11 protein-coding genes and 1 other annotated feature are annotated in these 12,652 nt (G+C 36.2%); of the genes, 10 read left to right on the top strand and 1 reads right to left on the bottom strand.

Annotated features, from left to right (window positions below; genetic code table 11):
* Positions 1-11 precede the first annotated feature (11 nt).
* The 6 genes from galT (at position 12) to tsaD (ending at position 5,426) form a co-directional block, all read left to right on the top strand.
* Complete coding sequence (gene galT / locus RK01_RS05225) at positions 12-1,493, top strand: UDP-glucose--hexose-1-phosphate uridylyltransferase (RefSeq protein WP_016172236.1); 1,482 nt, start codon at positions 12-14, stop codon at positions 1,491-1,493.
* Between the two features lie 104 nt (positions 1,494-1,597).
* A complete protein-coding gene (locus RK01_RS05220) occupies positions 1,598-2,590 on the top strand; it encodes a LacI family DNA-binding transcriptional regulator (protein WP_016172235.1) in 993 nt (330 codons plus the stop codon).
* Between the two features lie 124 nt (positions 2,591-2,714).
* Positions 2,715-3,440, top strand: a complete 726-nt coding sequence (tsaB, locus tag RK01_RS05215; RefSeq protein WP_016172234.1) for a tRNA (adenosine(37)-N6)-threonylcarbamoyltransferase complex dimerization subunit type 1 TsaB — start codon at positions 2,715-2,717, stop codon at positions 3,438-3,440.
* Positions 3,424-3,954 (top strand): ribosomal protein S18-alanine N-acetyltransferase, encoded by a 531-nt coding sequence (rimI, locus tag RK01_RS05210; RefSeq protein WP_016172233.1) that lies wholly within the window; start codon positions 3,424-3,426, stop codon positions 3,952-3,954. Before tsaB ends, rimI (RK01_RS05210) begins: the two co-directional genes overlap by 17 nt.
* A complete protein-coding gene (gene rimI, locus RK01_RS05205; RefSeq protein WP_016172232.1) occupies positions 3,947-4,411 on the top strand; it encodes a ribosomal protein S18-alanine N-acetyltransferase in 465 nt (154 codons plus the stop codon). The genes rimI (RK01_RS05210) and rimI (RK01_RS05205) overlap by 8 nt, the downstream gene beginning before the upstream one ends.
* A 1-nt stretch (position 4,412) precedes the next feature.
* On the top strand, positions 4,413-5,426 hold the full coding sequence (tsaD, locus tag RK01_RS05200) for a tRNA (adenosine(37)-N6)-threonylcarbamoyltransferase complex transferase subunit TsaD (RefSeq protein WP_016172231.1): 1,014 nt from the start codon (positions 4,413-4,415) through the stop codon (positions 5,424-5,426).
* 220 nt (positions 5,427-5,646) lie between these two features.
* Here tsaD and RK01_RS05195 read toward each other — a convergent pair whose 3' ends face one another.
* Positions 5,647-6,333 carry a Crp/Fnr family transcriptional regulator gene (locus tag RK01_RS05195; RefSeq protein ID WP_016172230.1) on the bottom strand — a complete coding sequence of 229 codons (687 nt, stop codon included), beginning with the start codon at positions 6,331-6,333 and terminating at the stop codon, positions 5,647-5,649.
* A 476-nt stretch (positions 6,334-6,809) separates the two neighbouring features.
* Here RK01_RS05195 and arcA point away from each other — a divergent pair, with 476 nt between their 5' ends.
* From arcA to argS, 4 genes are all read left to right on the top strand, one after another.
* A complete protein-coding gene (gene arcA, locus RK01_RS05190; protein WP_016172229.1) occupies positions 6,810-8,039 on the top strand; it encodes an arginine deiminase in 1,230 nt (409 codons plus the stop codon).
* Between the two features lie 79 nt (positions 8,040-8,118).
* Positions 8,119-9,138, top strand: coding sequence for an ornithine carbamoyltransferase (gene argF / locus RK01_RS05185; protein WP_016172228.1), 1,020 nt, complete (start codon positions 8,119-8,121; stop codon positions 9,136-9,138).
* A gap of 128 nt (positions 9,139-9,266) precedes the next feature.
* Complete coding sequence (arcC, locus tag RK01_RS05180) at positions 9,267-10,211, top strand: carbamate kinase (RefSeq protein ID WP_016172227.1); 945 nt, start codon at positions 9,267-9,269, stop codon at positions 10,209-10,211.
* A 195-nt stretch (positions 10,212-10,406) separates the two neighbouring features.
* Positions 10,407-10,606 (top strand) — a binding site (T-box leader).
* Between the two features lie 137 nt (positions 10,607-10,743).
* Positions 10,744-12,435, top strand: coding sequence for an arginine--tRNA ligase (argS, locus tag RK01_RS05175; RefSeq protein ID WP_016172226.1), 1,692 nt, complete (start codon positions 10,744-10,746; stop codon positions 12,433-12,435).
* Positions 12,436-12,652 lie beyond the last annotated feature (217 nt).

Here is a 12,652-nt window from a genome sequence, read left to right as displayed (position 1 = left end):
GGGGTAAAATGATGGATATCAGCCAAGCAGTGGTAGATTTTACAACTTTAGCAATTCAAGCCGGTGGTTATATGGAATTAGATCGCCTCTATCTCCAAAACCGTATTATCGCATTAATTGGTGAAGATAGTCTGGATAAAGTTGTTTTTGAAAATCAGCCGGAAAGTTCACTGGTATTATTAGATAAATTAATTGCTAAAGCAAAAGAAAATGGCGTGATTGATGATAGTCTAGCGCAAAAAGAAATATTAGAAGCGCAATTAATGGACTTTTTAACGCCACCTCCATCGGTAGTCAATGCTTTTTTTGCCCAGCATTATGCGAAGCAGCCAGAAGATGCAACCAATTATTTCTTTCAATTGTGTCAAGAAAATGACTATATCAAAACACGAGCCATTGCTAAGAATGTCGTTTTCCCTGCAGAAACAGAATATGGTAATTTGGAAATTACTATCAATCTTTCAAAACCAGAAAAAGATCCCAAAGAAATTGCTGCTATGCGCAGTGTGGCAACAGTTAACTATCCTAAATGTATGCTGTGTATGGAAAATGAAGGCTACAAAGGCCGCGTGGATTATCCAGCCCGTACCAATCATCGCATTATTCGAATGAATTTAAATGGGGAGAGTTGGGGATTTCAGTATTCACCTTATGCTTACTATAATGAACATTGCATTATCTTGTCAGAAGAGCATCGTCCTATGAAAATTAGTCGAGCAACTTTTGAACGGCTGTTAAGTATCATTGAGGTTTTCCCACATTATTTTGTGGGTTCCAATGCAGATTTGCCAATTGTCGGCGGATCCATCTTATCCCATGACCATTATCAAGGTGGAAAGCATACTTTTGCTATGGCCAAAGCCCCAATTGAAAAAGAAATTAGCTTGAGTGTTTTCAAAAATATTAAAGCGGGAATTGTTAAATGGCCATTATCAGTCATACGTCTGCAAGGAATGGATAAAAATGAAATGATTAATGCCTGTGAGTATATCTTGCAAGCTTGGAAGCAGTATTCAGATGAAAGTGTATCGATAAAAGCATATAGTGAAGACGGAACCGCCCATCACACAGTTACACCGATTGCGAGAAAAAATGGTGAATTGTATGAAGTGGATTTAGTTTTACGGGATAATAATGTTTCAGCGGAATTTCCAGACGGAATTTTTCATCCCCATCCGGATGTGCAACATATTAAAAAAGAAAATATTGGACTGATTGAAGTGATGGGGCTAGCAGTATTACCCCCCCGCTTATTACCTGAGTTGTTAGAAGTCGAAAAATATGTATTAAATATGCCAAATGAAATAGCGGCATATCATAAAGTATGGGCAGATGAAATGATGTTGCGCCACGAATTTAAAAAAGAAAATGCCATGGCAGTCATTCGTGAAGAAGTAGGTCAAATTTTTGCCCGTGTCTTAGAAGACGCCGGTGTCTTTAAACGGGATGTTGTTGGACAAAATGCCTTTTTACGTTTTGCTGCTACTCTTTAAAAATTGACAATATTTGAATATTCCCGATAAAGATAAATAAGATGAAAGCTTAGCAGGTTTAGTTGATTTTACGAAACACTTTGAAAAATCTAAGGAGGTGTAAAATGGCGACAATTAAAGATATTGCAAAAAAAGCTAATGTTTCTTCCGCCACTGTTTCTCGGGTTTTAAATTATGATACGGGTCTAGCAGTTGGACAAGATACCAAACGAAAAATATTTGAAGCTGCTGAAGCTTTAAACTATACGAAATATAAAAATAAACAAAAAAAGGCGGAACAAGTTATCCGGTTAGTGCAATGGTATAACGATGAAGAAGAGTTAGCAGATCTATATTATTTGGCCATTCGTTTGGGAATTGAAAGAAAAGCCGAAGAATTAAACATTCACTTGGTAAAAGAGTCATTATCAGAACTTTCAGGCTTAAAAACAGACGGTATTATTGCATTAGGTAAATTTGATGCAAAACACATTAAAATGTTAAAGAAAATGGCACAGCCGCTTTTATTTGTCGATTATGATGCAATGTCTGCTGGTTTTGATTCTTTAGTCGTTGATTTTCGCCAGGCCGTAGATTTAGTTATTGATCACTTCATCAAAGAAGGACATGAGAAAATTGCGATTTTAGCAGGAGTCGAGTTCACAAAAGATTTTCATAATGAAATTAAAGATCCTCGCTTGGCCTTATTTAAGGAACGATTACAGCAATTAAGACTTTTAAAGCCGCAATTTGAAATTACCGGTGATTTTACCGTTGAGGGGGGATATCAGGCAGTAAAAGAGTTCTTGCAAACGACCAAAGAACGCCCCAGTGCCTTGTTTGCCGCAAGTGACGCAATGGCAGTTGGCGCTTTAAAAGCAATTCATGAAGCGGGTTTAACTGTACCGGCAGATATTTCGGTTATTGGTTTTAACGATGTTAGTGTGGCAAAATATGTCACACCAGCATTATCTACTATTCAAGTTCCAACTGAATGGATGGGAGAATTGGCTTTAGAAACAATGACGCAAATTGAAAAAGATGAAGCCCCTGTACCGCGAAAAATTACCATTGGGACTAAATTGATTTTAAGAGAATCGACATTAATATCAAAATAGTAAAATGTTAGCGCAGAATCTTATTTTCTACGCTAACATTTTTTTGCTTACTTTTTATAAGCTTGTGTTTAACTTTTTTAAAATTGTGGTAAAATACATTAGAGTTAAAGGAGAGGATAGCCCTGTGAAAATATTGGCATTTGATACATCAAATAAAACATTAACTGTCAGCGTGATGGACAAAAATAATTTGTTAGGAGAAATCACGACCAATGTTAATAAAAACCATAGCGTAACTTTAATGCCCGCGATTGCTGACTTAATGGAAAAAGTAGCATTAACACCACAGGACATTGATCGCATTGTCGTAGCCCAAGGACCTGGTTCCTACACCGGACTGCGTATCGGGGTGACTACCGCAAAAACATTGGCAGACACGCTACATTGCGAGTTAGTTGGTGTTTCTAGTCTTGCTTTATTAGCGGCAAACTGCCGCAACTATTCTGGCGTTATTGTTCCTTTGTTTGATGCAAGAAGAAATAATGTATACACTGGGCTTTATAAGTGGCATAAAAATGAACTGCAAAATATCAAAGCAGACACTCATATTGCTCTCACTGATTTAGTGCAACAATTAGCTGATGAAAGTGATATTTTATTTGTGGGGGAAGATACTGCAAAATTTTTGGATCAGATCAATGAAATGTTACCCCAAGCCAAGATAAATCATATTCCTCATTGGCAACTTCCTAGCGGGGCCGTATTAGCAGAATTGGGATCAAAAAAAGAACCTGTTGCCAACATTCATGCTTTTTTGCCGTTGTATTTGAAACGTGTAGAAGCAGAAGAAAAGTGGATAGCAGCCCATCAAGATTGGACTGGGGACGAGAATTATGTTGAAAAAATTTAAAGCACTTTTTCCTAAACCGCCTTTTAAATCAGCCGGTTATTCCTCACAGTCTTATCCCGACCATGCGGAGTGGCTTGTTCGCGAAGTGACAAATGAAGATATTAAAGCACTTTTAGCTGTGGAAAGAAAAGTTTATCATGGAAAATTACCTTGGACTAAATCGGCTTTTTTGACGGAGTTAATTTCACCTTTACCTCATTTATATTTGTGTGTGGAAAATGAAACTTTAATTGCTTTTGGGGGCTGTCGCATTATTGGTAATGATGCGCATATCACCAATATTGCTGTTGACCCAGATTTTCAAGGCGTGGGTATTGGCACTTTTTTATTACAAGAATTAGAATCCTTTGCCCATAAGCATGGATGTGTAACGATGTCTTTAGAAGTGCGTTTGAGCAATCGAGATGCTCAGCGTCTTTATCGGAAATTAGGTTATGTTTCCCGGGCTATCAAGACAGCTTACTACGATCAAACAAACGAAGATGCTTTAGATATGGTGAAATACATTGAGTGATTTTAAGATTAAAGAAAAAAATGACTACAACTTGACGGAATTGGCCGATTCATTGTATAACTTGGCAGAGGCTGCCTATCAAACGGGAAGTCCTTGGAAAAAAGAGCAGTACTTAACGGATTTAAAAAATGATTTGACCCATTACTTTGTAATAGAAGAAAAGGAAAAGATTGTCGCTTTTTTAGCTTATCAAAAAGTTGTTGATGAAATTGAAATTGCTAACCTGGCAGTCCATCCTACAGCACAAAATAAAGGATATGGTGGTATTTTAATGAAATTAGTGGATAAAGTTCCCAAGATTAACCAGATTTTTTTGGAAGTGCGGGTTAGAAACTTTTCTGCTAAAAATTTATATTTAGCTCATGGCTATGAAGTTATTAGTCGACGGGCTGATTATTATCAAAATCCGGTAGAAGATGCCTTGATTATGTTAAAGAAAGTGGGGCCAATGCAATAATATGAATGCTGAATTAATTTTGGCTGTGGAAAGCAGCTGTGATGAGACAAGTGTGGCTGTGATTAAAGATGGCCATGAAATATTAAGTAATATTGTCGCTTCTCAAATTAAAAGTCACCAACGTTTTGGCGGTGTGGTGCCAGAAGTTGCTAGCCGTCATCATGTGGAACAAATTACGCTTTGCCTAGAGGATGCTTTAGCACAGGCCCAAGTAAAACCAGCAGACTTAACTGCAGTTGCAGTAACTTATGGGCCGGGTTTAGTAGGTTCACTACTAATTGGAATAGCAGCTGCTAAAGCTTTTGCTTGGGCACATCAATTACCCTTAATCCCAGTGAATCATATGGCAGGACATATTTATGCTGCCCGTTTAGTAAAACCATTGCAATTTCCTTTGATGGCTTTACTAGTGAGTGGTGGGCATACAGAGCTTGTCTATATGGCAGATGATGGAGCTTATGAAATTATCGGAGAAACACGGGATGATGCAGCAGGAGAAGCTTATGATAAAGTTGGTCGCGTATTGGGCTTAACTTATCCCAGTGGCAAAGAAATTGATGCTCTTGCACATCTGGGCAATGATACATTTAATTTTCCTAGAGCGATGATTCATGACGATAATTATGATTTTAGTTTTAGTGGTTTAAAAAGTTCCTTTATTAATTTAGTTCACAATGCCAATCAAAAAGGGACAGAATTAAGTAAAGAAGATTTAGCGGCTAGTTTTCAAGCTAGTGTCATTGATGTTTTGACTACAAAAACTATTAAAGCATGCCAAAATTGGCCGGTTAAACAATTAGTAGTTGCTGGCGGGGTAGCGGCTAATCAAGGCTTGCGGGAACAATTAAGTGAAGAGTTACCAAAAAAAGTTCCTGGGGTCGAACTGATTGTACCGCCTTTGCGTTTATGTGGGGACAATGCAGCGATGATTGGAGCAGCGGCTCATGTGGAGCTAAGAAAACAAAATATTAGTGATTATCGATTAAATGCTAAGCCTGGTTTGGCATTAGCCTAATATTTTTTCAAAATATGTTTTTAAGCGTGCTTGACTTTGAAAAAATAATAATGAAAAAAGAGATACAATACCAGTGTAGTCAAGAAAGAGTGATTTTCTTGAAGGTGATGGATTTTTGGGGGAAATGAAATCAAATAATTGTAAGATGACTCTTTCTGACTTTATTTCTTTAAAAACGGACACTTAGCCCATGCTAGGTGTCCGTTTTTTTGTTTAAAATTTACTTGATTGCATCTTCATAAAAAGTAAAAATCTTTTTATCGTAGTCAATGAATCCTTTTTCTTTTAATTTTTTAATCACTTGACCGGCTGTTTCGCGCGTTGTACCACTATTGACGGCAAGCTCTTTTAAGGTAATTGGAAAAGGAATCGTGACTTTTGTTTTAGATTCTTGTTGTCCTAATTCTCGCTTTAATATGTAGAGATTTTGCGTCACGCGGTCATGGGCATTTGAAGTTAGACCGGTTTGTAGCCTTAATTGATGGCTTTCGATAATTTTATTTTGCTTTTTAATAAGATAAAGTAATTGCTCATTATTTTTTTGACAAATTTGTTCATAGATTTGGGTCGGAAAATAGAAAGTTTCAATATCGGTCATGGCTTGTGCACTGTGTGTATAGACTTCTGCTTCAAATACGCCGCCTAAGGGAAAAACGCTGTTGTTTGAAACATAATCATAATAGTAATAAGTAGCACTTTCATCATATCGTTCAATTCTAACTAGACCTTCTATTACATAATAAAGGCGATCTCTGGCATCTCCTTCATCAAAAAGAACTTGTCCCTTTTTATAAGAACGCAATAATACATTTGCTTTTAAAAGTTGGAATTCTTCCTCAGTGAGATGTTCAAAATCTGCTTGGTATCTTAGACGAGAAAATTGGTAATCTACTTTATCCGCATACATAACTGACTAACTCCTTTTTGCTCTTTTTTTCTCTATTTTATATTGTTGCCTTTTTCTAAGGCTTTGTAAAGAGCGAACTCGTTGTAAAAGGGGGTTTGACTACAAAAAAATAATGAAGAATTCTAATTCGAATTTTTATTGAAAGAAATTGATAAAAATGAATAAAAGGTCTTGGTGTATATCGAAAATATACAAAACGATAAAAAAGTATGCGTTTTCAACTTTAATAATCATTGATAATAAAGAAAATAATTTTATATGCAAAAAAAAAATACAAATGAATAAATATTTTTTTTTTGTTAAAAATGAATAAATATAGTCCTTGTTATGATTGTTTTATCCGTTATACGGGTAAATATAAATAACAACCAATATAATGTGAAATATTTCTCGTTTGTAATGCCGAATAAATTTGAAAACCCTTTCTTTTAAGGGTTAATCTATTAATGTAATCAATAACAAGGAGGCAATAAAAAATGGACAAACCAATTCACGTGTTTTCCGAAATTGGAAAACTGAACACTGTTCTATTGAAAAGACCTGGCGTAGAAGTTGAAAACTTAACTCCAGACATTATGGATCGTTTACTATTTGATGATATTCCATATTTGCCAAATGCCCAAGCTGAGCATGACGAGTTCGCCAAAGTATTACAAGACAATGGGGCAGAAACACTTTATTTAGAAAAATTATCAACAGAAGCAATTGATGCTGGGAATGTGAAAGAAGAATTTTTAAATCGCATTTTAGATGAATCTCATATTGATTCTGCAACAGTACGTCAAGGCTTGTTTGAATATTTACTAAGCATGGATACACAAGACATGGTTGATAAAATCATGGCAGGTGTTCGCACAAAAGAAATCGACGTTAAATCTCGTTCATTACTAGATTTATCTGCTGATGATGAATATCCATTTTATATGGATCCAATGCCTAACTTATACTTCACACGCGACCCTTCTGCTTCAATTGGTAACGGGATGACTGTTAACAAAATGACTTTTGAAGCGCGTCGTCGTGAATCACTATTCACAGAATATATCTTAAAACATCATCCACGTTTTGCTGGTAAAGTTGATGTTTGGTTAGATCGCGAAGCTGAAGGACATATCGAAGGCGGGGACGAATTAGTTCTTAGTCATGAAGTATTGGCTGTTGGTATTTCACAACGAACAAGTGCTAAAACTTTGGAAAAATTGGCTCGTAATATGTTTGCTAAAAACGCTGGCTTTGAAAAAGTTCTAGCTATTAAAATTCCAAATAATCGCGCTATGATGCACTTGGATACTGTATTTACAATGGTTGATTATGACAAATTTACTATTCATCCAGCTATTCAAGATGCTGACGGTAAAATCGATTGCTTTATCTTAGAACCAAATGGTGATGATATTACAATCACACAAACAAATGACTTACACGGCACATTAAAAGATTTATTACACTTAGATGATTTAGTATTAATTCCAACGGGTGATGGCGATGCAATCGTTGCACCTCGTGAACAATGGAATGATGGTTCAAATACTTTAGCAATTGCACCAGGTGTAGTGGTAACGTATAATCGTAACTATGTATCAAACGAAATTTTGCGTAGCTATGGTATCAAAGTGTTAGAAATCCATTCAGGAGAATTATCACGCGGTCGTGGTGGTCCTCGTTGCATGAGTCAACCATTAGTACGTGAAGATTTAAAAAAATAAAGGTATGAATTGGTTCTGCGGGCAGCTTTAAGCTGCCTTAGCGGACCAAGTGAAATTTAACTAAAGGAGAGCTCAACTTATGAAAGAATCAGTATTCCAAGGCAGAAGCTTATTAGCAGAAAAAGATTTTACAAAAGAAGAAATTCAATATTTAATCGATTTTTCTGAACATTTGAAAGATCTTAAAAAACGCGGTATTCCACATCACTATTTAGAAGGCAAAAATATTGCTCTATTATTTGAAAAAACTTCTACTCGTACCCGCGCTGCATTTACTACAGCTGCAATTGATTTAGGTGCACATCCTGAATATCTTGGAGCAAATGATATCCAATTAGGTAAAAAAGAATCTACTGAAGATACTGCCAAAGTATTGGGCCGTATGTTTGACGGGATTGAATTCCGCGGATTCAGCCAAAAAATGGTTGAAGAGTTGGCTGAGTTTTCAGGCGTTCCAGTATGGAATGGTTTGACAGATGAATGGCATCCAACACAAATGATTGCCGATTTCTTAACAATTCAAGAAAACTTCGGAACTGTTGAAGATATTACATTAGCTTACTGTGGTGATGGCCGTAACAACATGGCAAACTCATTATTGGTAACAGGTGCAATTTTAGGTACAAACGTACGTATCGTAGCACCAAAAGATTTACAACCTGAAGAAGAAATTCAAAAAATGGCACAAGAATTTGCTGAAAAATCTGGTGCTAAATTAATGGTTACAGACGATGTTGATAAAGGCGTTGATGGCGCTGATGTATTGTACTCAGATGTTTGGGTATCAATGGGTGAAGAAGACAAATTTGAAGAACGTATCAAATTATTGCGTCCTTACCAAATCAACATGGAAATGATTGAAAAAACACATAATACAGATCGCTTAATCTTCTTGCACTGCTTACCAGCATTCCATGACACTAACACTGTCTATGGCGAACAAATGAAAGAAAGATTTGGCATCACTGAAATGGAAGTTACTGATGAAGTATTCCGTTCTAAATATGCTCGTCAATTTGATCAAGCAGAAAACCGTATGCATTCAATCAAAGCTATCATGGCTGCAACATTAGGTAATCTGTTCATTCCACGCGCTTAATCGCTACTAAATTAAAAACCTACTTTAACTAAGACGAGTCAGTTCTTTGAGCCTTTTGCCTGTCAAAAGAGCTGGCTTGTTTTGGTGTTTCTAAAAACTGTCGAAAATTCTTACGAGGAGCGATAATTATGGCAAAACGGAAAGTCGTTGTAGCTTTGGGCGGCAATGCAATCTTATCTGACGATGCAAGCGCACAAGCACAACAACATGCATTAAAAGAAACAGCAAAATATTTGGTACAATTTATTGAACAAGGGGATGAATTAATCATCTCTCATGGTAATGGTCCGCAAGTTGGTAACTTATTGATTCAACAAGCAGCTGCTGACTCTGAAAAAACACCAGCTATGCCTTTAGACACTTGTGTAGCAATGACTGAAGGTTCAATCGGCTACTGGTTACAAAATGAAATGGGTTCAATCTTAAAAGAAAAAGGCATTGATAAAGATGTTGTTTCTTTAGTGACACAAGTGATTGTTGCAGAAGATGATCCATCTTTTAATAATCCAAGTAAACCCGTGGGTCCATTCTTTACTGAAGAAGAAGCCAACCAACAAATGGCGGCTGGCAACGTTACATTCAAAGAAGATGCAGGCCGTGGCTGGCGTAAAGTTGTTGCTTCACCAAAACCACTTTCTATTAAAGAAGCACGCGTAATTGAAAGTTTGGTAGAACAAGGTGTCGTAACTATCTCTGTTGGTGGTGGCGGAATTCCTGTTGTTGAAACTAAAACAGGTTTAGAAGGCCGTGAAGCGGTAATTGATAAAGATTTTGCTTCTGAAAAATTAGCTGAAATCATCAACGCAGATCTTTTAATTGTCTTGACTGGCGTAGATAATGTTTATGTAAATTATCAAAAACCAGATCAAAAGAAATTAGAACAAGTAACTGTTTCTGAAATGAAACAATATATTAAAGAAGATCAGTTTGCACCAGGCAGCATGCTACCAAAAGTGCAAGCATGTATTGAATTTGTTGAAGCTCGCCCTGAAGGCAAAGCAATCATTACTTCATTGGAAAATATTGAAAATCTATTAGCTAATGAAGCTGGTACAATTGTGGTTGCTGATTAATCCATAATTTTGTTAAAAAATATCTCTGCTGTACATTTTTCTCCTTTAGGGTACAGTGGAGGTATTTTTTGAAATACCGGTTATAAATGTACACTTTTTGTTAAAAAATCAAATAAAATACTTGTTGTTTTAAAATAATGACAAAAAGACTAGCCAGAAAAAAAAGTATTTGTTATAATCAGTGTCAGTTTAATAATTGATTTTGTGAACAAGAGAGTAGTATTTGTTAGAAAGCTTAGCGAATTTGGGACGGTGTAAGCCAAATGGAAAGACAGATATGAAGCGCACTTGGGAAAATTTGCTTATTAAAAGCAGACGGCGATCTACCGTTATAGAAGAAGCTGGTCTGAACTTCAGACAACAAGAGTGGTACCGCGGGAAGTCTCGTCTCTAACGATTATCGTTAGGGGCTTTTTTTATTGGCAAAATTCTACTGTGATAAAGGGTCTAACTGGTTTTTGGTGGCAATTAAACTGTAAAATAATGGTAACTGATGAGTTTTACGCTCATTTTAATCTAAGGAGGATATCAGATGAACAATAAAGATGTCGTAGCAAAAGCGCTTTATGCTGTATTAAAAGATGATTTATCAATGGAACAAATTGAAAAACTATTGGAAAATCCTAAAGCGGCCGATCATGGTGACGTAGCATTTCCAGCTTTTGCATTAGCTAAAGCATACAAAAAAGCACCCCAACAAATCGCGCCAGAATTAGCGGAAAAAATCGATGGCGCCAATTTCGAAAAAATTGAAGTAGTAGGACCATACTTAAACTTCTTTATGAACAAAGGAGCGATCTCAGAAAAAGTTTTAGCAACTGTTGTAAAAGAAAAAGAACACTATGGTGATGCTAATATCGGCGAAAATCGTAATGTACCAATTGACTTGTCTTCTCCAAATATTGCCAAACCTATTTCAATGGGTCATTTGCGTTCTACTGTTATCGGTAATTCCATTGGTTTTATCATGGAAAAGATTGGCTATAATCCGATTCGGATCAACCACTTGGGTGACTGGGGTACGCAGTTTGGTAAATTAATTGTTGCCTATAAAAAATGGGGTTCAGAAGAGGCTGTTAAGGAACAGCCAATCAACGAATTATTACGTTTATACGTACAATTCCATGAAGAAGTTGAAACGCAGCCTGAACTAGATGATGAAGCACGTGCTTGGTTCAAAAAATTAGAAGACGGCGATAAAGAAGCTGTTTCATTATGGCAATGGTTCCGTGATGAATCAATGAAGGAATTCAATAAGATTTATGACATGTTAGAAGTGAAATTTGATTCATTAAACGGTGAAGCTTTCTACAACGATAAAATGGATGAAGTTATTGAATTATTAGAAGAAAAACATTTATTAAAAGAAGATCGTGGTGCAGAAATCGTCGATTTATCTGCTTATGATTTAAATCCAGCTTTGATTCGTAAGTCTGACGGTGCTACGCTTTATATCACCCGTGACCTAGCGGCGGCTTTATATCGCAAACGCACCTATGACTTTGCCCAATCAATTTATGTGGTGGGCAACGAACAAAGTTATCACTTTAAACAATTAAAAGCAGTCTTAAAAGAAATGGGCTTTGACTGGTCTGATGATATGCATCACATTGCATTTGGCTTAATTACGCAAGGTGGCAAAAAATTATCAACGCGTAAAGGTAAAATCGTCTTACTTGAAGAAGTATTAAATCAAGCAATTGATTCTGCTAAAGAACAAATTTCTGAAAAGAACCCTGACTTGGAAAATAAAAATGAAGTAGCCAAACAAGTGGGTGTGGGGGCTGTTATTTTCCACGACCTTAAAAACGATCGCCTAAATACATTTGACTTCACTTTAGAAGAAGTCGTGCGTTTTGAAGGCGAGACTGGTCCTTACGTACAATACACGCATGCTCGGGCAATGAGTATTTTAGAAAAAGCTGGTTTTACACCAGATGAAAAGGCTGACTACACCTTAAATGATGAAGCGTCTTGGGAAGTTGTAAAATTAATTCAACAATACCCAGATACAATCTTGAAAGCAGCAACTAACTATGAACCATCTGTGATTGCGAAGCATGCAATCAAATTGGCACAAGCTTTTAATAAGTATTATGCGAATGTGAAAATTTTGGCTGATGATAATCAAAAAGATGCACGGCTTGCATTGGTATACGCTGTGACAGTTTTACTAAAAGAAGACTTACGTCTATTGGGATTACACGCGCCAGATAAAATGTAAATAAAAAGGTAGTCTCTGTTTTATCAGAGGCTACCTTTTTATTTTAACTTTTAACGACCACAGATTTTAATAGCTGTCTTTTAAAGAATAATTTATTTAATGCTTGAATGTTTAATCATAGAGGACAATTAAATCATTTTTGGCTCGTCACCGTTGAAGACTAATTATTTAAAATGAAACCAAATAATTAGTAGTAAAAAAACCAGAAAAAATGGTG

The sequence above is a fragment of the Enterococcus dispar ATCC 51266 genome (genome assembly GCF_000406945.1).
GTDB classification, from domain to species: domain Bacteria; phylum Bacillota; class Bacilli; order Lactobacillales; family Enterococcaceae; genus Enterococcus_C; species Enterococcus_C dispar.
Note: the sequence above shows the minus strand (reverse complement) of the source record. Positions and strands in the feature narration are given on the sequence as shown.